Source organism: Lysinibacillus sphaericus (assembly GCF_006864135.1).
GTDB lineage: Bacteria > Bacillota > Bacilli > Bacillales_A > Planococcaceae > Lysinibacillus.
This window is the reverse complement of sequence record NZ_SADV01000025.1, coordinates 17,604-42,287: the sequence shown is the minus strand read 5'-3', so window position 1 is coordinate 42,287 and position 24,684 is coordinate 17,604. Positions and strand designations below refer to the sequence as shown.

General features: G+C 37.6%; 22 protein-coding genes. 20 read left to right on the top strand and 2 right to left on the bottom strand.

The genetic code is table 11. The features are described from left to right. Nucleotides 1-35: 35 nt before the first annotated feature. A complete protein-coding gene (locus C7Y47_RS20470) occupies nucleotides 36-1,187 on the bottom strand; it encodes an MFS transporter (protein ID WP_142510445.1) in 1,152 nt (383 codons plus the stop codon). A gap of 99 nt (nucleotides 1,188-1,286) precedes the next feature. On the opposite strand from C7Y47_RS20470, the gene yeiL reads away from it, so the two are divergent. Further along, on the top strand, nucleotides 1,287-1,949 hold the full coding sequence (gene yeiL, locus C7Y47_RS20465; RefSeq protein WP_142510444.1) for a transcriptional regulator YeiL: 663 nt from the start codon (nucleotides 1,287-1,289) through the stop codon (nucleotides 1,947-1,949). A 9-nt stretch (nucleotides 1,950-1,958) separates the two neighbouring features. On the opposite strand, the gene C7Y47_RS20460 is transcribed toward yeiL, so the two are convergent. Continuing rightward, nucleotides 1,959-2,246 (bottom strand): hypothetical protein, encoded by a 288-nt coding sequence (locus tag C7Y47_RS20460; RefSeq protein WP_142510443.1) that lies wholly within the window; start codon nucleotides 2,244-2,246, stop codon nucleotides 1,959-1,961. Between the two features lie 282 nt (nucleotides 2,247-2,528). Here C7Y47_RS20460 and C7Y47_RS20455 point away from each other — a divergent pair, with 282 nt between their 5' ends. The 19 genes from C7Y47_RS20455 to panF all read left to right on the top strand — a co-directional run bounded on the left by C7Y47_RS20455 (nucleotide 2,529) and on the right by panF (nucleotide 24,387). Further along, entirely contained in the window at nucleotides 2,529-3,509 is a 981-nt protein-coding gene (locus C7Y47_RS20455; protein WP_142510442.1) for a diaminopimelate dehydrogenase, read from the top strand. A 280-nt stretch (nucleotides 3,510-3,789) separates the two neighbouring features. Next, nucleotides 3,790-4,725, top strand: a complete 936-nt coding sequence (locus tag C7Y47_RS20450; protein WP_142510441.1) for an alpha/beta fold hydrolase — start codon at nucleotides 3,790-3,792, stop codon at nucleotides 4,723-4,725. Between the two features lie 301 nt (nucleotides 4,726-5,026). Next, nucleotides 5,027-5,527, top strand: coding sequence for a GrpB family protein (locus C7Y47_RS20445; protein WP_142510440.1), 501 nt, complete (start codon nucleotides 5,027-5,029; stop codon nucleotides 5,525-5,527). Nucleotides 5,528-5,764: 237 nt separating this feature from the next. After that, a complete protein-coding gene (locus C7Y47_RS20440) occupies nucleotides 5,765-8,953 on the top strand; it encodes a BTAD domain-containing putative transcriptional regulator (RefSeq protein ID WP_142510439.1) in 3,189 nt (1,062 codons plus the stop codon). Between the two features lie 249 nt (nucleotides 8,954-9,202). Continuing rightward, the gene (locus C7Y47_RS20435; protein ID WP_142510438.1) at nucleotides 9,203-10,021 is read left to right on the top strand and encodes an alpha/beta fold hydrolase; all 819 of its coding nucleotides are present in this window, start codon (nucleotides 9,203-9,205) and stop codon (nucleotides 10,019-10,021) included. Between the two features lie 416 nt (nucleotides 10,022-10,437). Next, a complete protein-coding gene (locus tag C7Y47_RS20430) occupies nucleotides 10,438-11,664 on the top strand; it encodes a substrate-binding domain-containing protein (protein WP_142510437.1) in 1,227 nt (408 codons plus the stop codon). Between the two features lie 91 nt (nucleotides 11,665-11,755). After that, nucleotides 11,756-12,523: an ABC transporter ATP-binding protein gene (locus tag C7Y47_RS20425; protein WP_142510436.1), complete on the top strand. Its 768-nt coding sequence runs from the start codon at nucleotides 11,756-11,758 to the stop codon at nucleotides 12,521-12,523. After that, nucleotides 12,507-13,214, top strand: coding sequence for an ABC transporter ATP-binding protein (locus tag C7Y47_RS20420; protein WP_142510435.1), 708 nt, complete (start codon nucleotides 12,507-12,509; stop codon nucleotides 13,212-13,214). Before C7Y47_RS20425 ends, C7Y47_RS20420 begins: the two co-directional genes overlap by 17 nt. 15 nt (nucleotides 13,215-13,229) lie before the next feature. After that, a complete protein-coding gene (locus C7Y47_RS20415; protein ID WP_142510434.1) occupies nucleotides 13,230-14,102 on the top strand; it encodes a branched-chain amino acid ABC transporter permease in 873 nt (290 codons plus the stop codon). A gap of 2 nt (nucleotides 14,103-14,104) precedes the next feature. Further along, nucleotides 14,105-15,118, top strand: a complete 1,014-nt coding sequence (locus C7Y47_RS20410) for a branched-chain amino acid ABC transporter permease (protein ID WP_436970129.1) — start codon at nucleotides 14,105-14,107, stop codon at nucleotides 15,116-15,118. Beyond that, nucleotides 15,115-16,119, top strand: coding sequence for a 3-oxoacyl-ACP synthase (locus C7Y47_RS20405; protein ID WP_142510432.1), 1,005 nt, complete (start codon nucleotides 15,115-15,117; stop codon nucleotides 16,117-16,119). The genes C7Y47_RS20410 and C7Y47_RS20405 overlap by 4 nt, the downstream gene beginning before the upstream one ends. 12 nt (nucleotides 16,120-16,131) lie before the next feature. Then, a complete protein-coding gene (gene phaZ, locus C7Y47_RS20400; RefSeq protein ID WP_142510431.1) occupies nucleotides 16,132-17,043 on the top strand; it encodes an intracellular short-chain-length polyhydroxyalkanoate depolymerase in 912 nt (303 codons plus the stop codon). Further along, nucleotides 17,027-17,758 (top strand): 3-oxoacyl-ACP reductase FabG, encoded by a 732-nt coding sequence (fabG, locus tag C7Y47_RS20395; RefSeq protein ID WP_142510430.1) that lies wholly within the window; start codon nucleotides 17,027-17,029, stop codon nucleotides 17,756-17,758. The genes phaZ and fabG overlap by 17 nt, the downstream gene beginning before the upstream one ends. A gap of 16 nt (nucleotides 17,759-17,774) precedes the next feature. Beyond that, the gene (locus tag C7Y47_RS20390) at nucleotides 17,775-19,241 is read left to right on the top strand and encodes a class I adenylate-forming enzyme family protein (RefSeq protein ID WP_142510429.1); all 1,467 of its coding nucleotides are present in this window, start codon (nucleotides 17,775-17,777) and stop codon (nucleotides 19,239-19,241) included. Nucleotides 19,242-19,511: 270 nt separating this feature from the next. Next, entirely contained in the window at nucleotides 19,512-19,877 is a 366-nt protein-coding gene (locus tag C7Y47_RS20385; RefSeq protein ID WP_142510428.1) for a hypothetical protein, read from the top strand. Between the two features lie 374 nt (nucleotides 19,878-20,251). Further along, nucleotides 20,252-21,946 (top strand): methyl-accepting chemotaxis protein, encoded by a 1,695-nt coding sequence (locus tag C7Y47_RS20380; protein ID WP_185903552.1) that lies wholly within the window; start codon nucleotides 20,252-20,254, stop codon nucleotides 21,944-21,946. 254 nt (nucleotides 21,947-22,200) lie between these two features. Then, the gene (locus C7Y47_RS25875; RefSeq protein WP_255505284.1) at nucleotides 22,201-22,461 is read left to right on the top strand and encodes a GyrI-like domain-containing protein; all 261 of its coding nucleotides are present in this window, start codon (nucleotides 22,201-22,203) and stop codon (nucleotides 22,459-22,461) included. Nucleotides 22,462-22,678: 217 nt separating this feature from the next. Further along, the gene (locus C7Y47_RS20370) at nucleotides 22,679-22,942 is read left to right on the top strand and encodes a YhdT family protein (protein WP_142510426.1); all 264 of its coding nucleotides are present in this window, start codon (nucleotides 22,679-22,681) and stop codon (nucleotides 22,940-22,942) included. Continuing rightward, nucleotides 22,942-24,387: a sodium/pantothenate symporter gene (gene panF / locus C7Y47_RS20365; RefSeq protein ID WP_142510425.1), complete on the top strand. Its 1,446-nt coding sequence runs from the start codon at nucleotides 22,942-22,944 to the stop codon at nucleotides 24,385-24,387. The genes C7Y47_RS20370 and panF overlap by 1 nt, the downstream gene beginning before the upstream one ends. Nucleotides 24,388-24,684: the final 297 nt, after the last annotated feature.

The window sequence follows — 24,684 nt, the reverse complement described above, 5'->3', positions numbered from 1 at the left end:
AGGAAAGATCAAAGAACTTTCCTACCTGCATTTTTTTAATATTGATATTTATTTCTAGTTGCAAGCAGTATACCGATTGCTGGAACAGTACAAATAAGCATTGCTGCAAATGATAGTCCAGGTGAAATCTCGTATAAATAGCCGCCTAAAAATGTAAGGATCGCTGTACTTAATCCCATTGCTAATGCAGAGTAGAGGCCTTGTGCATTCGGAATTTGCTCCTTCGGCAATGTTTTTGTCAAATAGCCGATAAAAGCGAAATGTGCGAGAGCGAAAGAAAATGCATGCAATGTTTGAGAAGCGATAAATACCCAGACATTAGGGAATAGGTAAATAAGTAACCAACGTAGCGAAGAACTACTTGCTGCTAAAAGTAATAAAGAAGATGAGCTCCATTTTTTAAATAATGTATCAGCCTTCATAAAGTATAAGATTTCGCAAATAACGGCGATGTTAATAATCATCCCCATATAGAATGGATCAACATGTAAATCTCCTAAATATATATAGCCATAGCTGTAATAAGAAGCATGTGCGCCTTGCAACAGAATAACGACTAATAAAACAATAGGGAAGCCTTTAATAGACCATAATGTTTTCATCGACAATGATTTTGCACGTTGTTCTTTCGTCGGTACAACGAGTAACTCTTTAGGTGTAGCCATTTGTTGCATCAACAGCATACCGATCAGGCCGACCACCATACTCCAGAAGATAATGTCATTGCCAAATGCACCTGTCAGCATACTAATGATTAATACTGCAATGACAAAGCCAAGGGAACCATAGGAACGGCTTTTGCCATAGTGTACATTTCCATGCTGTACGAGCGTTGCCGCACTACTTTCAACGGCAGGTAGCAGTGCTGGATAGAAAACGCTAAATAAAAGGGTAACAATAAGAAGCGAGATAAAGCTCGTGCTTAGTATGTAAAGTAAAGTTGTGATTAGTGCACCTATTGCAAGAATACTAATGAGTCGTTTATTATTCACATATTTTGCAAGCGTCGGGAAGAAAAATAGATTTGATGTTGCTCGTGCTAAAAGACCACAGCCCATTACGACGCTAGCCTGTGAAACAGTAAGATGTTTGGCATCTACAAGCCACCCAGTCCAGTAAGGTAAGAAAATACCCCATGTAAAGAAAAATGCAAAGAAATTTTGAGAAAGCCATCGTTGATTGTTCATAAATTTTTTTGTACCTCCAATTTAACTATGTTGAATAATAGCACGTTCATCGTTACAATAATGTGAGATATCTCACATTTCGGAGGAGAGAGTAAAATAATGCATATACTGACAGCTGAAGAACGTTCTTATTATCTTGATAAATATCCAATAGATGATTTTTTTTCTTTTAAAATTGATCCATTTCTAGAAATATGTAAGTTTGACAAAGGTGAATGGATTTTTCAAGAAGGGTCATTTCCAGATACGCTATACTACATGATCGAAGGGAAGGCGAAGCTATACATGACACATAAAAATGGCAAGGTCTCGCTTATCGATTACTTGGAGGCACCACGTTTTATGGGGGAAATTGAGTTGCTTAATGAGGCAAGATATACGAAGGGGATTCAGACAGTAACCGAGACGATTTGTTTTTCGATTACACAGTCCTGCAAAGAAAAGTTACTCACGGATGTACTATTTTTGCGTAAACTTTGTGTGTTTTTAGGGGAAAAGGCGTTCAAAATGACGTCAAAATATACACAAAATCAAGCATTTCCACTTGAAAATCGATTGGCTGCATTTATTCAATTTTCGTCAGATCAAGGAGTTTATAAAGAAAAGCATACTGAAATCTGTGAATATTTAGGGGTTTCCTATCGACATTTATTATATGTACTTGCGCAATTTTGCGAAGAAAAAATTTTAGAGAAGAAAAAGAATGGCTATCACATTATGAATGAAGAGCGTCTTGCCGAATTGGCACAGGAAATACTGTGAGGAGTGCTATTACTTATTGTATTCACTTTTTTTAACTAACCAGCGTACTATCTCCTTTCCGCTATGGTAAAAGTAAGCTTCATTGACTCTTTGGTTTTGTATGGAGATATTTAGGGTTTCTTCTATAACGCCAAAAGGTATAACCCTTAAACATTGGTGTGTGTTGGGTGGAATCTTTTTGTGCATTGCCTCAGTTTCGATATAAGCTGTATTAGATTTTTGTGCATTTTGGAATGGACGAGTGAGTAATTCTCCTTGTTCCATTGTTGTGCTTGGTGAATAACAATTACCTTTCATTCAACATGCCCCCTTTGTCGTTAGTGTTATTGTACAAGACATACGGTCGGAATAGTCTCAATTTACAAGGCTTTAACGAAAACTTAAAGGTTAGCCGTTAGATTAGTAAAATGTAACCGTATTCATGCCATTAACGAATAGAAATCATAGAAAACTTGTATAATTTCAAGAGAAAAACACGTACTCGAACTATTGTGAATTTTCCTAACAAAACGTATTATTGTAATTAGATTTAACGTGAAAAGCTTCACAGAGTCACGTAATCGTGAGGAGGAATTTTTAATGGGTGCAATTCGAGTAGGTATTGTTGGTTATGGAAATTTAGGGCGCGGAGTAGAGTATGCTATCTCGCAAAATCCAGATATGGAATTAGTAGCGGTATTTACACGTCGCGATCCTTCAACTGTAAACATCGCAAGTAATGCAAGTGTGTATTTAGTAGATGATGCTGAAAAATTCCAAAATGACATTGATGTAATGATTTTATGTGGTGGCTCAGCTACAGATTTACCAGAGCAAGGACCACATTTTGCACAATGGTTTAATACAATTGATAGCTTTGATACACATGCGAAAATTCCTGGGTTTTTCGATGCAGTCGATGCAGTAGCTCAAAAATCTGGAAAAGTATCAGTCATTTCAGTTGGCTGGGATCCGGGTTTATTCTCATTAAATCGTATACTTGGGGAGACAGTTCTACCAGTGGGCACAACTTATACTTTCTGGGGAGATGGATTAAGTCAAGGACACTCAGATGCTATTCGTCGTATCGAAGGTGTTAATAATGCTGTACAATACACATTACCAATTAAAGAGGCTGTAGACCGTGTTCGCTATGGCGAAAATCCTGAGCTGACAACGCGTGAAAAACATGCACGTGAATGCTGGGTTGTTCTTGAGGCAGGTGCAGATGCTGCAAAAGTTGAGCAAGAAATCGTGACGATGCCGAATTATTTTGATGAGTATGACACTACAGTAAACTTTATTTCTGAAGAGGAATTTAAAGCAAACCACACTGGCATGCCACACGGTGGATTCGTAATTCGTAGTGGTGAAAGCGGCGCTAACGAAAAACAAATTCTTGAATTCTCATTAAAGCTTGAGAGTAATCCAAACTTCACGTCTAGTGTTCTAGTAGCTTTTGCACGTGCAGCTTATCGCTTAAACGAAGCAGGAGACAAAGGTGCAAAAACAGTATTCGATATCCCATTCGGTCTGTTATCATCAAAATCAGCTGCTGAATTACGTAAAGAACTTTTATAATAGTAAACTACCCGATTATCATATAGTTGATAATCGGGATTTTTCATTTCTAGCAAATCATTTATGTTAAATCACTATAAAGGCAAACTTAAAGTTTATAAAAAGCTGGAGATGTCAAAATATTAATGACTGCACAATAGCGAACATTGCGTAAAGTGAACTCATCAATCTAACAAATAATTAGGGGTTTGTTAATCGATTGTATATATTGTCAAAAAAACCTTTTTTTGATATAGTGTGTTATTCGTATTAATCTTAAATAGCAAGGTAGGAGAAGAAATTGAAAACTCAAGTGTCTAAGTATATACAAATAGGCTATTCCAAACAATTTATTTCCATTTTTGGTGAAAATAACAATCTACCTCTTTTAGTTTATTTGCATGGTGGACCAGGTGATGCCGCATTACCATTGATGTATAAATATAACGTTGAACTTGGAAAAGCGTTTAATGTTGTAGTATGGGAACAAAGAGGGGCTGGAAAATCGTACTGTAAATTTTCTGAAGAGGACCAAATATCTATTGAAACTTATATAGAAGACCTTCACAGTTTAATTCTTTATTTGTTAGAAACGTTTAAACAAGAAAAAGTTTACCTTTTAGGGCACTCATGGGGAAGTGTCCTAGGCTTGATGTTCATTAAAAAATATCCGCAGCTAATACATAGTTATTATGGATGTGGTCAAGTAGTTAACATGAAAAAAGGGTTGAAGTGTCAATATGATTTTGTTTTGAAAGAAAGTGAAGAACGAAATCAAAGAAAGATTGTTCAGCGATTGAAAACTATTGATCTTTCATTGACTCAAGAAGATTGGTTAAACGATTTATTATTTGTTACTAAATTAGTAGTTCGATACAAACATTCTTTATATGGAAAAAGCAATTACAACCAATTGGTAAAGGATTTCATTTTTTCATCAAAGTACACATTTAAAGATTTAATTAATCGCGAAAAAGGGAGTCTACAATCTATACAATATTTGTGGCAAGAGCTCATGGAAGTTGATTTTAGTGAATACAAGAGTTTCGATGTTCCTATTACGTTTTTTGAGGGGCGTCATGATCGACATGTTTCATCTTCATTAGTAGAGGAATACTATCACACAATAAAAACTCCGAAAAAACTCATTTGGTTTGAAAACTCAAGTCATTTTCCCCAGTGGGAAGAGCCAAACAAGTTTAATCAGTCTTTGATAAGTATCAAAGAACAGAATTAGTTTACATTTACTATCCTTTAAACGGCGGTATAGCAAAGGTTTTCATATCTATGGAAAAACTCAATATGAATAAGAATCCATTTTGATCAATCTTCAAAATGGATTCTTTTTAAATTGAGGAGATAAATGGCCAAGTGCCATGGTTTAGTAACTAAAACTGAAGGTACTGATTGTAAATCTAGCAAAGAATCCTGAAGAAACACATTTCGTACTGGCAATAGGGTAAAATTGGGCTATTGTGGTAAAATAAAGGAAAACTACTAATTTCGTGTTGTTTTATAAAAAAGGAGGGTGTTTTTATATGGAAAAAGTAAATTTTTTTAATAATGAACTATTTCATGAAAATGCAGAGAAAACTTTTTTGATACACAAAAATAAAATAATAGAATTTCTACCAGAGGCCGATATCCAGCATGTTGGTAGTTCAGCAATTCCGAATAGCCTTACTAAAGGTGATTTAGACATCCAAGTACGTGTTAGTGCTGAACAATTTTCGAATGCAGTAGAACTTCTATCTAATTTATATGAAAGTAATGATGGAAGTGTCAAAACGGATACATTTAGGGCATTTAAAGATGATACAACTATACCTCCTTTAGGAGTTCAATTAACTGTAATTAATTCTGAGTTTGATTTCTTTTGGAAGTTTAGAGAAGTTTTATTGGCAAATAATAAATATCGCGATGCATATGATAAATTGAAGAAAGAATACGAAGCCAAATCAATGGATGACTATCGGGAAGCTAAAGATATCTTTTTCCAAAGATTAATGGAAACGCCTGAGTTTAAGAAATTGAGTTAAGTAATGGAGAGCTACTTAAAAATTGGTAACGGTAAAAACAATTTGATAAACTTGGAGAACAAAGCGAAAACTCCTCTCGTGGTTTGACTTAGCAACAATTGCGATACGTGAGTTTTCGCTTTTATTGGATATAAAATGTAAAATTATTGGATTATACAAGGAAATCATCATTTAAAGATTTTAACTCTGAAGACTTATAACCTTACATAACCAGTTGAATGGGGAGGTTATCACCAAATGACTACAGACATTATTATTCAATCAAAGTGTATTCCACCGAGTCCTTCCAATCATTGTATTAGTAGAGCTATATTAATGAAAACATTGAAAAAAAGCCTAAACTATTCTTGCACACTAATTCATAGTGGAGCAGGGTATGGCAAAACAACCATCCTTACACAATTTCTACATGCACAATCAAGCAAATTTTCCTGGTATAGTGTGTCGGAGGAAGATGATAATATATTGCCGTTTTTAAGACATTTATTTTTTAGTATCACACGTATTGTTCCGAGCTTTGGTCAAGAATTTGATGCATGGAATCAATTATCCCGTTTTCCGAAAATAGAGGAACTTAATCGTTGGTTTAAGCTATTTGTCAATAGTTTATGTGAAATCGAAATGCCGATTTTAATTGTCATTGACGACTACCATCTTGTTGATCATGAATTTCATATTAATTATGTGATGGAAAAGATAATTGAGTTTTCACCACCGAATGTTCATTTTATCATCGCCTCTAGAACGTTGCCGAATTGGGATATTACGAGAAGATTAAAGCTACAAAAAAAATTACTCGTTATTTCAGAAGGTGAATTAGTGTTTTCTTCAGAGGAAATCGCTGTTTTTTTCGAGGAATATGTAGCAGTGCATTTAACAGCAGAAGAAATAACTAAGGTTTTAGAAATTACAGAAGGTTGGGCAATTAGTATTTCTTTATTAGCTGAGCAATGGAACAATGAATCTTTAGAGCATTGGCTAAATGTCTCTACTAATGATCTATTCACCTATTTATCGGAGGAAGTTTATGTTAAGATGTCAGCATTCGAACAGGAGACCATACTAAAGCTGGCGATTTTTCCCACATTTTCTGAGGAGTTTATTACACAATTTTATGGTTCGGAAATAGCAGAGGCGTTAAAACTGTTTGTACAGCGACATTTATTTATTCAACCGATCACAACAGATGGTTTATATCGTTTTCATGCATTGTTCATTCGCTTTTTAGAGCTAAAATGGCGACAAAATGCTTCACAATATATTGCATTACATAAACAAGCAGCATTGTATTATGTAAAAGAGAACAATATACAAGCTGTTCTTCATCATGCATTTAAAACGAATGAACAGGATTTTTGTGGTGAATTATTACAAAATCATGCTGAAAGTCTAGTTTGTGCAGGGCAATTTGAGTGGCTATTAGAAAAAATAAATCGATTTACAGCTGATGAAAAATCGAAATATTACAAATTATATTATTTTGAAGGTGAGTGCCACCGCTATCGTGCTTTTTATGAAAGAGCGAAGCAGTCCTATGAACAATGTGCAAGCATCGCGAAAAATAAAAATGATTATCTCTTTATGACGAAATCGCAAGCAGGATTAGCACATATTTATCTCGATACAATCCAGCCAGCATTGGCAGAGCCATATTTGATAAAGGCATTAGAGCTAGCGAATCATACACCGTTAAATGAAGAGGAACTTCTCGAATTGCAACGTCAATATGCAGAAAATTTGGTGAATTTAGGAAAGGCTAAAGGTGCACAAATTTTTATAGGTGAGGTTGCTTTGACGGAGGATGTGCTACAAAGAGCAAATGTCGATGTTCGAATATGGTTAAGAACAGGGCAGCTACTAGAAGCAAAGGAATTGCTGACGCAGCGGTTGGAATTACCGCCACAGCTTGTCGCGACACATAGAGAGAGTGAGCTGTTGGCATCATTTGTCTATGCGTTATTAGGGTTGGGGAAGGATGCATGGTATGCCGCTCAGCATGGGATTCGTAGGGGGTTACGGGAAAAATCGGTTTTTATTGAGGCTGTTGGTTATATTCGCAAAGCACATGCTTTACTATTAATAGATTTTCCGGACTATCAAGGAGCCTGCAATGCTTATGAAAAAGCCCTTACATTGTTGAATACCATTAATATTTCTCGCGTAAAGGCCGAACCGTACATGGGACTAGCAATTGTCAAACATGCACAAGGAGATATTGTTTCTGCTAAAAAATATGTAGCACTTGGATTACGGGAAACGGAGCAAGTTCAAGATGCATGGATGACCGCTCTTATATTAATTGCCGAGGTTAAAATTATTATTTCACAACAGGAATTTGAACAAGCGCGGCAATTATTAAAAAAGGCACAGCGACTATTCCACGACTGTGGCGATCAAAATGGTGAGATGCATGTACTATTCTTTCAATCTGTCATTGCCTTCAAAGAACATAATCTTCAACAATTCAATCATTATTTTCAGCAGTTCGCCCAGTTTTGCATCAATAATGGCTATGACTACTTTTTACAAAGGAAGACCATTCTCGGTCCATTAAATCGGATGATTTTTTATGAGCTTTTACAATTTAGTAGAAAATGTGATGGAGAAAATACCGCTATTTTGGCAATGCGTAACTATTTTCAAGTAGAGGACAATATCGTTTATCCGCATGAGGAAGTGCGGGTGAATTTATTAGGAAGTTTGGATTTAATAAGAGAGCATCGAAAGCTTGAAGATAAAGAGTGGCAGCGCGATAAATCGAAGGAGCTCTTCGTCTATTTATATTGTCATCGCCACCGTTTTGCACCAAAGGAAGAGATGGCACAGGCATTATGGCCAGAGCGGAATGTTGATTCACTAGATCGGGATTTCAAAGTTGTATTGAATACGTTATTAAAAGTTCTTGAGCCAAATAGAAATGCGCGTCAGGACAGCTTTTTTATTCAGCGTAAAAATAATATGTACCAATTGCAGCAAATTCAAATTCTGCAAATTGATGTCGAACGCTTTCATTACTTTTATGAATTAGGGATGGAGGAGTTCGATCCGCAATTGTCAAACGAATGGCTGCATCTTGCTGAAACAAGCTATACGGATGCACTTTATGCTGAAAAAAAACAATTAGATTGGCTTATACAGGATCGTGAAAAGTTACAGTCATTATATATTGAAGTACTTGAAAGATTAGCACAAAATGCGACGAGACAACAAAATTATAAGCAAGCTATTTTTTATGCAGAACGAATGATTCGTGAGGATCCATTATGGGAAGAAGGTTATCGGTTGTTGATGTATAGTTACTATCAATTACAAAACCGCTCCCTTGCGTTAAAATGGTATGAAAAATGTGTGCAGCAATTAAAAAATGAACTAAATACAACACCGATGGAATCGACGATGGTTGTTTATGATTTAATAATGGGCTAGTGTATATTGGGTATCACGGGGGTGATTTTTCGCTGGGCGTTTGCGCTGACGCTTCGCTTTCGTGCAGAGCAAAGTGTCCTGGGGTCGTCCAATGAGCGCTTCGCTGCGCTCCAAGGTCTCATCTTTGACGATGATCCCCATGGAGTCACCCAGCCTCCACTCCAATCAACTAGCTCCTACAAGGAAAAAGCCATAACAACTTTTGATGAACAATTAATCAATATTTTTATAATAATTGGAGGAACTACTATGTCATTTTGTAAGGTAAGTAAGGCGAATATTTACTATGAAATAATAGGGACCGGAACACCAATCGTAATGCTCCATGGATATTCGCCAGACCATAGACTAATGAAGGGATGTATGGAGCCTGTTTTTGCAGAAAGGGAGGGCTTGAAACGAATCTATATTGACCTTCCAGGGATGGGCAAAACGACAGACTACGAAAAGATCGATAATTCAGATGAAATGCTAGAGGCCGTAGTAGAACTAATTCACTCATTAATACCAAATGAACGTTATTTATTGGTAGGAGAATCTTATGGTGGATTTTTAGTGCGAGGAATCTTGAGGGAGTATCATGAACAAATTTTAGGGGCTGGGTTTATTTGTCCACTGATTATTCCTAATAAACAAAGTCGAACAGTACCAGTACAAAGTATTGTTTCGGTGGATAAAGAGTTTTTATCGACATTAACGAAAGAAGAACTAGAGGATTTTAGCTCACATCTTGTTGTTTTAGATGACTATAATTGTCATCGCTATACTAATGAAGTGTTAGCAGGTCAAAGAAACGCAGATGTAGAATTTTTAGAAAAAATCCAAGGAAGCTATCGTTTTTCTTTTCCTATAGATGAAATTTCATTTGATAAACCTTGCTTATTTTTGCTGGGTAAACAGGATTCAATGGTTGGCTATAAGGACGCTTTTGCCATTTTAGATAAATTCCCAAGAGCAGCCTTCACAATTTTAGATAAGGCCGGGCATAACTTGCAAATTGAACAAGCGGATTTGTTTACGAGCCTAATGAGTGAATGGTTGGATCGGGTAGAAGAATTTAATAATTAATCTTTAGGGCTAACTATAAGGATTCACCAAATTAGGTGAGTCCTTTTTATGTGCGCTCAGAAAACTGTAAATTTCTGAAAGATTCCGATAAATCGATAAAACATTCCGATAAAATCAGAAATTGTTCCGATAAAAAACAATTTTATTCCGATAAATCTCACTTTGCTTCAAAAAAGGGCTGCAGCTAAGATTTGAGTACATGAAGGTCGATTTTTTTTAAAAGTTGGGTGAAAAATTGATAAAGTTGGTCGATAAACAATCAAAATTTCTCGATAAATCTTAAAAATGTTTCGATAAACCTTCATCCCCGGAAAAAACACACTTATCTTGTAACTAATTTGTAACTGAAGTTTTATATAGTGTTTTCATAGCAACGAAAGCGCTTTCTTTTAGTTCATTATGAAAGGGGTTTTGGGATGAAGAAGCATTGGTTATTTGTGCTTTTATTGATGCTGACGATGTTGATGGTGGCTTGTAATTCAGAGGAATCGAAGGATAAAGCTTCAGAAGACGATACAAAGGGGACTACTGAGGAAGGGGGCACGATTAAAATTGGTGTGCTTGCGTCATTGACGGGCGCCCTTGAGTCGTATGGGAAACAAACAAAGAATGGCTTTGAATTAGGGATTGATTATGCTACAGGAGGCACGATGGAAGTTAACGGTAAGAAAATAGAAATTGTCTATGAAGATACAGAAACAAAGCCTGAGGTTGCGGTACAAAAAGCGACAAAGCTATTAGAAGATGACAAGGTTGATTTCTTAGTAGGTTCCTCTAGCTCAGGTGATACGCTTGCTGTTCTACCTCTGGCGGAAGAATACCAAAAGATTATGGTGGTAGAGCCGGCAGTAGCGGATAGCATTACGGGCTCAGAATTTAATAAGTATATTTTCCGTACAGGTCGAAATTCTTCCCAGGATGCTTATGCAGCGGCGGCAGCGATTGCAGGAAAGGGTGTTAAGATTGCAACGTTTGCACCGGATTATTCTTTTGGCTGGGATGGGGTGAAGGCATTTAAGACTGCTGCGGAAAAGCTAGGCGCAGAAATTGTTTTAGAGGAATATGCCGATCCAGCAGCAACTGATTTTACGTCCAATTTGCAAAAAGTAATTGATAAAAAACCAGATTATTTATTTGTTGTATGGGCAGGTGCAAACTCACCGTGGAATCAAATTGCAGATTTGAAAATTCAAGAAAAGGGCATAAAAATTTCAACGGGTGCACCAGATATTATTGCATTAAAGTTTATGAATCCGTTAATTGGTATGGAAGGGTTCTCCGTTTATTATCATACGTTACCACAAAATGATATTAATAAATGGTTAGTTGAGGAACATAAAAAACGCTTCAATGAAGTTCCGGATTTATTTACGCCAGGAGGCATGTCTGCAGCTATCTCAATTGTAGATGCGTTGAAAAAATCAGATGGTGATACGGATGCAGAAAAACTTATCGGCATTATGGAAGGGATGTCATTTGAAACGCCTAAAGGAAAGATGACTTTCCGAAAAGAAGACCATCAAGCATTACAGTCGATGTATTCTATCCGTCTGGAAAAACAAGATAGTGTAGATTATCCGGTACCAGTGCTAATTCGTGAGCTTAGCCCTGAAGAAACGGCACCTCCAATTATGAATAAGTGAAATTACGAGACAGATATTTTTCTGTCTCTCTTCACCCACTTTCAAATGAGAATGGGTGAAGAGAGATAGAAGTACTTGAAAGGAGAATAAGATGGAACCTATTTTACGAACAGAAAACTTAAGCATTCGTTTTGGTGGACACACAGCTGTCGACCAGGTGAATTTTAATATGCCGGAAAAACATTTGAAATCAATTATTGGACCAAATGGAGCTGGAAAAACAACCTTCTTTAATTTGCTTAGTGGAGAATTAAAGCCGACTGCCGGGAATGTCTATTTTAAGGGACAATCGCTTGCGCAAAAATCAGCTATCGAAAGAACGCGAATAGGGCTAGGGCGCTCTTTTCAAATTACGAATGTTTTCCCAAACTTAACCGTTTTAGAAAATGTCCGTTTAGCTGTGCAATCCAAGGAGAAAATTCGTTATCAATTGTTGCGCCATTATAAAAGTTATAAGGCGATTACAGAAAAAGCGGAGGAACTATTATCACTCGTCTTGCTTGACAATAAAAGAGATGCCCTTACGACAATGCTGTCCCATGGGGAAAAGAGAAAGCTTGAGATTGCGATGCTGTTAGCACTTGATACGGAAATCCTCTTACTCGATGAACCAACGGCAGGTATGTCCTTAGAGGAGGTGCCGACAATTTTAGAGGTGATTCGCACGATTAAAAATCAAGGTGATAAAACCATTCTCCTCATTGAGCACAAGATGGATATGATTCTAGATTTGTCGGATTCGATTATGGTGCTATTTAACGGCCAGCTTCTAGCGGATGGAACACCAGGGAACATCATGAAAAACGAAACCGTACAAAATGCATATTTAGGAGGTCTGTACGATGAACACCTTACTTAAATTAAATGATGTCCACACATATATCGGTCAATATCATATTTTGCAAGGGGTCAATTTTGAGGCAAAGGAGGGGCAGGTAAGTGTACTGCTCGGCAGAAATGGTGCAGGCAAAACGACCACCTTAAAAACGATTATGGGCTTAACACCTGCTTCAAAGGGAGAGGTAGAATTTCGCTCACAATCTATTAAAAAAAGCCCGACCTATAAAGTGGCAAAATTAGGAATAGGTTATGTACCAGAAAACCAAGGGATTTTTGCAGATTTAACCGTTGAGGAAAATATGAAAGTGGCCATGCGTAAAGAAGATACGGCTACTTTAGAGCGACAAAATTATGTGCTGGAGCTGTTTCCTGATTTGAAGAAATTTTGGAAGAAGGCGGGCGGATATCTTTCGGGTGGTCAAAAACAAATGCTGTCCATGGCAAGGGCATTTATCAATGATAGTAAATTAATGTTGATTGATGAGCCTTCTAAAGGACTAGCGCCGATAGTGGTAGAGAAAGTAATGGAGGCCATTGTTGAAATGAAAAAACAAACGTCCATCATTCTTGTTGAGCAAAACTTTATAATGGCGAGCCGAATTGGTGATACGTATACGCTCATCGATGATGGTAGAACAGTTCACTCGGGCAACATGCAGGATCTTATCCATCATGAAGAATTAAAACGAAAATATCTTGGAATCGGATAAAAGGTGGTGTACTTATTGGAGCTATTCGTCAATCTACTCATTAATGGCCTGGCAACTGGCATGTTAATTTTTTTACTGGCGGCAGGTCTGACGTTAATTTTTGGATTAATGGATGTTTTGAACTTTGCTCATGGGGGGTTATTTGTTTGGGGGGCTTATGCTGGCATATTTACGTATATGTTCACTGAGAGCTTTCTCATTGGCGTTGTAGGTGCCGTCGTAACAGGCGCTTTACTCGGGCTCATTACTGAGAAATTAATTATAACACCTGTGTATGGCAATCATATTCAGCAAATTTTAATTACATTAGGGCTGATGCTTGTGCTACAGGAGTTGATTAAAGTTGTTTTTGGTCCAAATGGTGTGGCAGTAAAAACACCGAGCTACTTAACAGGCAGCTGGGAAATTGGGGACGTTATTATTATAAAATATCGATTTTTTATTATTGTAGTAGGTTTTATCATTTTCAGTATTTTCCAATACATGTTAAAGAAAACGAAAATTGGGCTAATCGTTCGAGCGGGTGTACAGGATAAAGAAATGGCACAAGCACTCGGCATTCATATAAAGCGGGTATTTTTATATGTTTTTATGGTTGGTGCGGCACTCGCAGCACTTAGTGGCATGTTAATGGCTCCGTATTCAGGTGTCATCTATGCGGAAATGGGCATGGAGTATGCGATTTTAGGTTTTATCGTTGTCGTAATCGGAGGAATGGGCAGTTTTTCAGGCTCGCTATTGGCAGCAATATTAGTCGGTTTAGCAGGTAGCTTTATGGCTTATTATGTGCCAGTGCTATCGCTTGCGGTCAATATGATTTTAATGGCCATTGTTTTAATTTTCCGCCCACAAGGTTTATTTGCTATGAGAAAGGAGAGATCGACATGACAATGAGGCTATCATTGCAGCATCTATGCTTTTTCCTCCTATTAGCGATTTTAGTACTTCTCCCTTTCGTTAATGATTCAAGGACGCTCCTCATTTTATTAACGCAAATCTTTATTTTCGGTATTTTAGCGATGAGCTATGACATTCTCCTTGGCTATACAGGTATTGTGTCGTTCGGGCATGCGATGTTTTTTGGTTTAGGTGCCTACACAACGGCTGTTATGCTGAAACAAATGGAGCCAACACTTGCAACATTTTTATTATCGATCGTAGTCGGCATGTTGCTAGCAGGGTTTATTAGTTTCTTAGTAGGATTACTGACACTTCGATTAAAAAGTCATTTCTTTGCGATGCTGACATTATCTTTTTCGGGACTATTTTTAGTAGTGGCAGAAAAATGGCGTTCTGTTACATACGGAAATGATGGTTTTACGTTTAGAGCACCCGAAATGTTTAGAGATCGAATGACGTTTTATTTCATCGTGCTAGCATGCTTAGTCGTTATTTTTATTGCGCTAAATCGTTTCGTTAACTCGCCAACTGGTCGAATTTTAATTGCTGTTCGAGAAAATGAACAACGAACAAAATCATTAGGCTATAACACCTTGTACTATAAAGTGATTGCATCAGTTGTTGCAGGAACCGTCGCAAGTTTAGCAGGCTCTTTATATGCTGTGTCACTACGATTTGTCAATACGAGTGTGATGACAATGGACATTACGCTAGATGCATTATTAATGACGATTATTGGCGGTGTGAGCACATTAGTTGGACCACTACTAGGATCGGCTGTTATTGAATATGCCCAGCATGCACTTTCGGGGTTAGCTCGTGATTATCCAATATTTGAACGTTGGATTATCTTCTTTGGAATTCTTTATATTTTAGCTGTTATCTTTTTCCCAAAAGGAATTATTGGATCACTGCGCCTGATGTTTTGGAAATGGCGATTAAAGCATAAGAAAATAAACCAAACATCGGTTGTCCCGTCGCAGGAGAAGGAGCGATTTGAATGACAGTAGGCATTGTAAGCACAGGAATCTATATTCCACAAACGAAAATGACCTCTAAAGAGATTGCGAGGCTTTCCAATATTCCAGAGGATATTATTCGACAAAAAATGGGCATCTATGAAAAGCCTATTCCTGGTGAGCAAGATCATACGGTTCAAATGGGGATATGGGCAGCGCAGGACGCTATACGCAAAGCTCATATCGACCCAAAAGATATTGATGTTGTGATTTATATGGGAGAGGAGCATAAAGAGTATCCCTTGTGGACTGCCTCTATAAAAATGCAGGAGGAGCTAGGGGCCGTAAATGCTTGGGCATTCGATGTGCAATTAAGATGTGGCACGACCATTATGGCGCTAAAACTAGCGCAAAGCTTAATGGCGTCGGATGATTCCATTCAGACGATCCTCTTAGCTGGTGGCTATCGAAATGTTGATTTTATCGATTACAGCAATCCTCGAACACGCTTTATGTACAATTTAGCGGCTGGTGGTGGCGCTATCCTGTTACAAAAAAACTATGACAAAAATCATTTATTAGAGGCGGATATTATGACGGATGGCTCGTTCTCAGAGGATGTAGTCGTGCCTGTCGGTGGTACAAAAAAACCTTTAACGCCTTCTGATTTAGAAAATAATTTGTATCAGCTCGATGTAATCGATCCGATTGGGATGAAGGAGCGCTTAGAGCAAAAATCTTTAAGTAATTTTTTGAAGGTAATTCGAAAATCCTTGGCGAAAAGTGGATTAAATGAGGGGGATATTCGTTATTTAGCGATGCTTCACATGAAAAAATCAGCTCATGACTATATTTTATCTGAACTCGGCTTGCAGCAGGAGCAATCCATATATTTACGAGAGTATGGTCATATTGGACAGATTGACCAAATAGTATCATTGCAGCTGGCGTTAGATGAAGGCCGTATCCATGATGGAGACATCGTCACACTTGTTAGTGCAGGTATTGGTTACGTCTGGGGAGCTATTACGATTCGATGGGGATAAGGGGGAAATGCGATGTTAAAAACTGTTCAGCTATCTAATGGAGAAACGATTGCTTATCGTAAACGTCAAGGGGGAGAACGAGTTTTATTACTTATTCATGGCAATATGACATCCTCCAAGCATTGGGACGTTCTAATCGATGCGTTGGATGAAAAATATACAATTTATGCGCTGGATTTACGAGGTTTTGGTAGTTCATCTTATTATAAACCAATTTCTGCGATTAAAGATTTTAGCGATGATGTGAAGCTTTTTGTGGACGCCATTCAATTGAAACAGTTTGACATGATTGGCTGGTCAACGGGCGGAGCTGTATGTATGCAGTTTGTCGCACAGTATCCAGGCTATTGTCAGCAGCTTATTTTACTAGCTTCAGCATCTACGAGAGGCTACCCATTTTACACGGATTTAGGTACTGGCAATCAAGCTGCATTAAAAAGGGCATTTACCTATGAAGAAGTACTCGTCGATACATTTAAAACAAAATTAGTACAAGGGTTCTATGATTCGAAAAATGTGCAAGGCTTACAATCGGTCTGGAACGCACTTATATACACTCATAATCAGCCTAGCCCGGAACACTATCAGACATATGTGGAGGATATGTTGACGCAACGAAATTTAGCTGAAGTTTATCATGCATTAAATGTCTTCAATATAAGTGCTGTTAATCATGAGGTCGCCAAAGGCACTCATGAAGTTCAACAGATTACCATTCCAGTTTTAGTGTTAAGAGGGGATCGTGATTATGTCATAACAGAAGGAATGAATGAAGAAACAATGCTCGATTTAGGCGCGAATGCACAATTCGTCAGATTAAAAGACTGCGGTCACTCCCCATTAATTGATGATTTACCACAGCTTACAACTGAAATTGAAGCATTTTTAGAAATTGGAGGAAAAAATTATGCGTTTAAACAATAAAGTTGCCATTATTACAGGAGCAGCGAACGGGATAGGCTATGCTGCTGCTGAACGATTTATTGAAGAGGGTGCATTCGTTGTCATTGCAGATTTTAATGAAGAAGCGGGTACTTCAGCTGCCCAGCAATTAGGTGACCAGGCATTATTTATGCAAGTAAATGTTGCAGATAGAGAAAGTGTCAAGAAGCTAGTGGCAACGGTTATAGAGCATACGGGCCGAGTTGATATTTTAGTGAATAATGCAGGTATTACTCGTGATTCGATGTTAACAAAAATGACGGAAGATCAGTTTCAACAGGTGCTTGATGTGAATTTGACTGGAGTATTTCAGTGTACACAAGAAGTAATTCCACATATGATTGCTGCCGGTGGGGGAAAAATTATTAATACATCCTCTGTTAGCGGTGTCTATGGCAATGTTGGCCAAACAAATTACGCTGCCACAAAGGCTGCTATTGTTGGCATGACCAAAACATGGGCGAAGGAATTGGGGCGCAAAGGCATCAACGTGAATGCGGTTGCACCTGGCTTTACAGAAACAGATATGGTGAAAAAAATGCCAGAAAATGTGCTAGCACAAATGCGCTCCATCGTACCACTGCAAAGATTAGGAACACCTAGAGATATTGCCAATGCTTATTTATTTTTAGCATCTGATGAGGCTTCCTATGTCCACGGTCACACGCTTCATGTGGATGGAGCAATTATGATGTGATAAGGAGGCTTTCAAGATGTTTGTAGAGCAATCCTGGATTTTAAAACGTGCATTTCTAACACCTAAACGTCTAGCATTGGTGAACTTAGAAACTAAGGAACAATGGACTTATCAGCAATTAACAGAGGAAATCACAAAATGGAGTCATTTTTTTGAGCGCCAAAACTTGCAAGCAGGGAGTCGTGTAGCCGTATTTGCGAAAAATCATATTCAGCTTTTTGCTGTCTTATTCGCCTGCGGATTAAGAGGCCTTATCTACGTGCCATTGAATTGGCGTATGAGTACGGCGGAATTAACTGATATTTTGACGGATGCTACGCCTTCCTTACTGCTTTACGATGAAGAAATGAATTGCCCTTTATCTTTCGAAAACATGCATTCCCTTCGTTTAGTTAATGAAGGGGCTACTCTAACCATTCGAGCAGTAGACCTTAATGACCCTTGGTTAATGATTTATACAGGGGGTACAACTGGTAAGGCGAAAGGTGTTGTCCTATCCTTTAATTCTGTTAATTGGAATGCGATAAATACAATTATTAGCTGGGGCTTGAGCGATAGTGATTGTACGTTAAATTATATGCCGTTGTTCCATACAGGTGGTTTGAATGCCTTATGTATACCGCTGCTAATGGCTGGCGGTACAGTTGTTATTGGTGATAAGTTTGAGGCAGAAAAAGCTCTAAAGGCGATTAATCAGTACAAGACAACGATTTCGCTTTTTGTGCCAACAATGTACCAAGCGATGATTGCAGAGGATTACTTTAAGAACAGTAGCTTCCCTTCAGTGAAAGTTTTTTTATCAGGGGGCGCACCGTGCCCGTATCCAATATATGACGCATTTTTTAAGAAGGGACTATTTTTTAAAGAGGGCTATGGTTTAACAGAGGCGGGGCCCAATAATTTTTATATTTCACGGGAGGCCGCTTATTTAAAAAAAGGTGCTGTGGGGAAGAGCATGCAATTCAATGAAGCTAAAATTATCAATAGTGCAGGAGAAAGCTGTGCGCCAAACGTAGTCGGAGAGCTATTAGTTAGAGGAAAGCATATGTTTCGCTTTTACTGGAATAATCGGCAGGAGACTGAAAAAATCATTCAAGATGGGTGGTTAAAAACTGGCGATTTAGCACTGATGGATGATGATGGTGATTTTTACATTGTCGGTCGCAGTAAAGAGATGATTATTTCAGGTGGAGAAAATGTTTATCCCCAGGAGGTAGAGCAATGCATTTTACGTCATCAGCTAGTGCAAGAGGTTGCAGTGATTGGAATGGTTGATGATTATTGGGGAGAAATCGTGGTGGCCGTTATCGTTTGCCAGGATAAGCAAGATACTATATTAGAAGAAATCAAAGAAATCTGTAGAAAGTATTTAGGTCGCTACAAAATTCCAAAAAAGATTATGTTCATCGATGAATTGCCAAAAACAAGTGTTGGAAAGATCGATAAAAAAGTATTACAAATGTATGTGAAAGCCGCGAATTAAGCCATTTCGCCTTGGAGAAGAAAAATATTTACTGAATAAAGATAAAAAACGCTTGGATATCCAAGCGTTTTTTGATTCTATTAAGCAACTTCTTTGTAAAATCATCCTTATTCAAGTAAAGACTAATATCCCTTAAAGACGAGGATAAACAGATAGAAGAGGCTTTCACTTTGTAGTTATGTTAAAATATTGCGGGTGAAATCGGGTTTTTTACGATTTTATCAAGAATCAAGGAATAAAATTCGGAAACGAAGAAAGGGCAGTACTAAAATGGAAAACGTATCAAATGTAGAAAAATTGGAATCAATAAAATCGTTACAATCGACAATCAATAAACTCGAAAATGCCTTATCCCAGATGATTCAGAAAGGCGCAAATACTACCTTAGTAAAGAAACGACTCAAAGCTGTTTGCATTGGATTAGCAATACTAGAAAACGTTTGGCATCAAAGCCCCCATCATTACACCCAGGAAGAATTAGCAGATGCTCGCAATGTTCTTACTAGTTTAGTTCCATCAATTGAGAAAGTATATGTTAAGTCAAAGGCTGGTAGTCCCCAAAGAACGCTTTTAGAAAGAAGAATTAAAGCTTTGGAGCTAGCTGTTCTAGCGATTGATGAACTTTCCAATAAATAACTTATTCAACGGCCACTTTTCTAAATATATGAAGAATAATTTAAACGTCCCCCAAAAATGAAATATTTATTTACTAGTGAGGATTGGTGACAGTGGAGACTGGACTTCTCCTTAAGGATTAGCGTCACAAATGAGAACTTACAGCGAAGTGAAGCGGCTCATCGTACCCTCTCTAGAATGCGCACAGTCGAAACAAAATCAACCTCACATTGTAAATTTACCGTCTTTCCTATACTCAAAACACCCTATAATGATTAAAAATGGTAATTTATTGATAATATATTGAAACTATTTATAGAATAATGTTTAATAAACTTGGCTTATTTTTTATACATAATATTCCTAATAAATATGAGAAAGGAGAGAAAAATTTATTGCGTACTTTTAAAATTAGTACAAAATTTAATTTGCTTTTAGTGGGAGTCATCCTATTTTTAAGCGTTATGATTGGATTTGTTTCTCATATACAAGTAAAACAAATTATGCGTAACAATTTTGTACAGAGCATAACCCATATTTCAAAGGTTGGTTATATGCTGCTAGAGGAACGATTTAAGGGAGATTGGGCTATACAAGATGGGGAACTTTACAAAGGGGATACAAAAATCGTTAATCAGGAAGCCTTTGTAGATGAGGTAGGAGAAAGCATCGATGGCGGTGTAACCATTTTTCAAGGGTCAAAAGGACTGATCACCAACCTAAAGCTAAATGGAGAACGTTTAGTGGGCAAAGATGCTGATCCAAAAGTCGTTGAAAATGTCATGAATAAAGGGGAAACCTTTATAGGTGAAGCTGATGTAGTAGGAACGAAATATTTAACACTCTATGCACCGATTAAAGATGCAAATGGAGACATCATTGGAATGTGGTTTGTCGGTGAAACAATAGATGGGATTAATACAATTATTTTTACATTTATCGGTAAGCTTCTTATTGTATTGTTCATCGGGGCAATCATAGCTATATTAGGTAGCTTCCTTTTCACAAGAGCATTTGTGAAACCGCTTCGTGAAATAAACAATCAACTACGAGATATTGCGGATGGAGAAGGAGATTTAACAAAACAGTTACAAATTAATTCCAAGGATGAAGCAGGGGAGCTAGCGCAATCTTTTAACAAAATGCTGACAAGTTTTAAAGTATTAATGCAACAAATAGCACAATCGTCTAAACAGGTTGATGTATCTTCTGATGGCTTAACGACTAAATCGCAGCAAACAGCAGATATGACAAGACAGCTAACGTCAACATTAGAAGATATAGCGGATGGTTCAAAAACTACATTACAAAGCACGAGTGATAGCCTAACTGCCATGCAGGAAATGGCGATAGGCATCCAACAAGTTGCTAAAACCGCTTCAACTGTTTCAGATGCTGCTGATTTAATGAGTGATGAGGTTGCACAAGGCAATGATTCTTTGAATCGTGTATTGCATCAAATGACAATTATTAATGAATCATCTGGCAATGTAGAGGCACAGGTCCGTATATTAGGTGATCAGTCACAGCAAATTGGCAATATCGTTGATGTGATTACAAGCATCGCCGATCAAACGAATTTGCTGGCCTTAAATGCAGCTATTGAAGCGGCTCGTGCTGGTGAACAAGGAAAAGGCTTTGTTGTCGTTGCTGATGAAGTTCGCAAATTAGCAGAACAATCAAAGGAATCTGCTGACCAAATAGCAACACTTATTCATTCAATTCAAAATGATACAGCCAATGTAATTTCGGCTATTTCTAGTAACTCGAAGGAAGCTGCGTCAGGTATGGATGTTGTAGATGATACAAAACTGGCCTTCCACAAGATTATGCAGTCGATTAAAGGGGTTAGTACGCAGTTACATGACATCTCTGCCGTGACGGAGCAAATGTCCGCAAGTGTTGAAGAAGTTACTGCCTCAACAGAAGCAATGGCACGCATTGCGAGCAAGGCAACCGAAAGTACGGAGTACGTTACGCTAACAGCGAAGGAGCAATTAGCTTTCATAGACAATATGGCTTCTTCAGCCAAAGAGATGGCACAACAGGCAGACGAGCTTCAAAGCTTATTAAAAAAATTTCAATATTAAGGAATGTTGAAAAACGCTTGGATATCAGGCGTTTTTCAATTTTTATAGGAAAAAGAGGAATATTTATTTTTATTGTAGAAAATGTAAAATAATTGTATGAGGGGAAATGAAATGACAGAATTCACATTGCAGCGCAAAGAGATAAAGAAATTGAGGAGTTAAAGCTAGTAGGTTTTCGGGTTTTATGTCCAGCTGATCAATAGATAATCGAAATTCCTAAAACATCCTTGCAGTTAAAAAAACGAATTGGCGAAATGAAACATGTAGAAAATTCTTCACAGCAAGTTGGTGCTTTTGTCGTAGATCATGATTTTGAAGATGGTTACTGGGTTTGTGTTGAAGTGAAAAAGTACGAACATATTCCAGATGATATGGTAACTCTAACAATCCCATCTCAAAAATATGCCGCTTTAGAACATAAAGGGGCTGATTGTAAAATAATGGAACCTGCAAAAACCTACATATGTGGATTGAAGAGAATAAATATCAAAGACTTAAAAATAAATGGCATCTAGAAATATTTCATACTGGGAAGATAGCGAAAATTTAGATGTAGAGCTATTAGATACTATTGAATTAAAACAATCTAATGTTAAACCCGAAATAAGGGGAAAATCTCTGTTAATCGTTATTTTTAAAAAATAGCTTGAGCTATTGATATTTATTTTTTCACAAAGGTTCCCATAATACGAACATATCAGTAAAATAGAGTAGGTTAGGGGGGACTGTATTTTGAAAGATCAACGCTTTAAAATTGCGCATCGAGAGGCGCTTATCGGTATCGGCCTTGTTATCGTTAACTTTGCGATTTGGTTTGGTTTTGCCTATGGACTAGGCTCTGGTGATCCAACAAGCTATACGTATGTATTCGGTTTCCCTGCATGGTTTTTCTATAGCTGTATTGCAGGGACAGGTTTTATGATTATGTTAATCTGGGTCGTCATGAAACTCTTTTTCAAAGAGGTACCATTTGACGATGAGGAGGTGGATCAATAATGCATTGGCAAGTTATTTTTCCACTGCTATTATTTCTAGTCATCATTTTTGGTATTGGGATCTGGTCAAATAAGTATGTACGCTCTTCCAATTCATTTTTACAGGAATACTTCCTCGGTGGTCGTGAAATGGGAGGCTTTATCCTCGCTATGACAATGATTGCTACGTACGGTAGTGCAAGTAGCTTTATTGGTGGTCCAGGCGTTGCATACACGAAAGGGCTTGGCTGGGTATTGCTGGCGATGGCGCAGCTTCCTGCAGGTTATTTCGTCTTAATGATTTTAGGGAAGAAATTTGCTATTATCGCAAGACGGTATCAAGCCATCACGTTAATAGATTTTTTACGAGAACGCTATAAGAGTCATACTATTGTTATCCTATCGGCCATTAGTATTATCATTTTTTTATTTTCCGCAATGATGGCCCAATGGGTAGGTGGTGCTCGATTAATAGAATCATTAACTGGCTTAAACTATACAACTGCACTCTTTATATTTGCGATTTCGGTATTAGTGTATGTGATTATTGGGGGCTTCCGTGCTGTTGCACTAACGGATACGGTGCAAGGCTCTATTATGGTTATCGGAACTATTATTTTATTAATTGGGACAATCATCGCTGGTGGAGGAATCGATAATATTATGGCTTCACTTGTCGTTGAGAATCCGAATCTTGTGTCTCCATTTGGAGCAGAAGGTGAGTTAACGCCATTATACGTATCTACATTTTGGATTTTGATTGGTGTTGGAGTTGTGGGACTTCCACAAATCGCAGTTCGTGCTATGAGCTATAAAGATTCTAAAAGTATGCATTTAGCTATTATCATTGGCACTATTGCCATTGGGACAATAATGTTTGGGATGCATCTAATCGGTGTTTTTGCACGACCAGTGATACCGGGTATTGAAATTGGTGATAAAGTTATGCCGATGCTAACATTAAAAGTTTTACCACCATTTTTAGCTGGCATTGTTTTAGCAGCACCGATGGCAGCAACGATGTCTACAGTCAACGCGTTACTTATGCTTGTAAGCTCCACAGTAGTGAAAGATATTTACTTAAATTATATAAAACCAACAGCGAATGATACGGAAATTAAGCGTGCAAGTTTTATTGTTACGACAGTGATCGGTTTAGCCGTTGTCGTTTTTGCACTAAATCCACCAGATTTATTAGTATGGCTAAATTTATTCGCTTTTGGCGGACTTGAGGCAGTCTTTATTTGGACCGTCGTATTAGGACTATATTGGAAAAAGGCCAATAAGTATGGTGCTATAGCGTCAATGATTTCGGGTATGATCCTTTATATAATCATTGATCGTTTTTATCCTTCTGTCTTTGGTATGCATACCGTGACAATTCCAATCGTCGCTTCCTTAGTGATATTTATTATTGTTAGCTTATTAACAAGTCATAAATTTAAAAATGAAAAGTTGTTTATTTAAATTAGAAACCGCCGTAGTGATAAAATATCTACGGCGGTTTATTTTGCAGACAATAAGCGATGGATAGAAAGTTCGTAATGATGGATAGATTGTCCAAAATCGTGGATAGAAAATTCGAAATCGCGGATAGAATCTCTGAATTGATGGATAGAAAGTTCGAAGTGACGGAAAGAACTACTGAAGTGACAGAAAGAACTTGAAGTGATGGATAGAGCCTTCAAAAATGATGGCGAGGATCACCCAAATCGTGGATAGAACCTTCAAAATGGTGGATAGAACTTCCAAAATCGTGGATAG

Excerpts from the sequence above, each read along its gene's own strand:
- C7Y47_RS20470 (WP_142510445.1), bottom strand. The coding sequence starts at position 1,187 with ATGAACAATCAACGATGGCTTTCTCAAAATTTCTTTGCATTTTTCTTT.
- yeiL (WP_142510444.1), top strand. The coding sequence starts at position 1,287 with ATGCATATACTGACAGCTGAAGAACGTTCTTATTATCTTGATAAATAT.
- C7Y47_RS20460 (WP_142510443.1), bottom strand. The coding sequence starts at position 2,246 with ATGAAAGGTAATTGTTATTCACCAAGCACAACAATGGAACAAGGAGAA.
- C7Y47_RS20455 (WP_142510442.1), top strand. The coding sequence starts at position 2,529 with ATGGGTGCAATTCGAGTAGGTATTGTTGGTTATGGAAATTTAGGGCGC.
- C7Y47_RS20445 (WP_142510440.1), top strand. The coding sequence starts at position 5,027 with ATGGAAAAAGTAAATTTTTTTAATAATGAACTATTTCATGAAAATGCA.
- C7Y47_RS20440 (WP_142510439.1), top strand. The coding sequence starts at position 5,765 with ATGACTACAGACATTATTATTCAATCAAAGTGTATTCCACCGAGTCCT.
- C7Y47_RS20435 (WP_142510438.1), top strand. The coding sequence starts at position 9,203 with ATGTCATTTTGTAAGGTAAGTAAGGCGAATATTTACTATGAAATAATA.
- C7Y47_RS20430 (WP_142510437.1), top strand. The coding sequence starts at position 10,438 with ATGAAGAAGCATTGGTTATTTGTGCTTTTATTGATGCTGACGATGTTG.
- C7Y47_RS20425 (WP_142510436.1), top strand. The coding sequence starts at position 11,756 with ATGGAACCTATTTTACGAACAGAAAACTTAAGCATTCGTTTTGGTGGA.
- C7Y47_RS20420 (WP_142510435.1), top strand. The coding sequence starts at position 12,507 with ATGAACACCTTACTTAAATTAAATGATGTCCACACATATATCGGTCAA.
- C7Y47_RS20410 (WP_436970129.1), top strand. The coding sequence starts at position 14,105 with ATGAGGCTATCATTGCAGCATCTATGCTTTTTCCTCCTATTAGCGATT.
- C7Y47_RS20405 (WP_142510432.1), top strand. The coding sequence starts at position 15,115 with ATGACAGTAGGCATTGTAAGCACAGGAATCTATATTCCACAAACGAAA.
- phaZ (WP_142510431.1), top strand. The coding sequence starts at position 16,132 with ATGTTAAAAACTGTTCAGCTATCTAATGGAGAAACGATTGCTTATCGT.
- fabG (WP_142510430.1), top strand. The coding sequence starts at position 17,027 with ATGCGTTTAAACAATAAAGTTGCCATTATTACAGGAGCAGCGAACGGG.
- C7Y47_RS20390 (WP_142510429.1), top strand. The coding sequence starts at position 17,775 with ATGTTTGTAGAGCAATCCTGGATTTTAAAACGTGCATTTCTAACACCT.
- C7Y47_RS20385 (WP_142510428.1), top strand. The coding sequence starts at position 19,512 with ATGGAAAACGTATCAAATGTAGAAAAATTGGAATCAATAAAATCGTTA.
- C7Y47_RS25875 (WP_255505284.1), top strand. The coding sequence starts at position 22,201 with ATGAAACATGTAGAAAATTCTTCACAGCAAGTTGGTGCTTTTGTCGTA.
- panF (WP_142510425.1), top strand. The coding sequence starts at position 22,942 with ATGCATTGGCAAGTTATTTTTCCACTGCTATTATTTCTAGTCATCATT.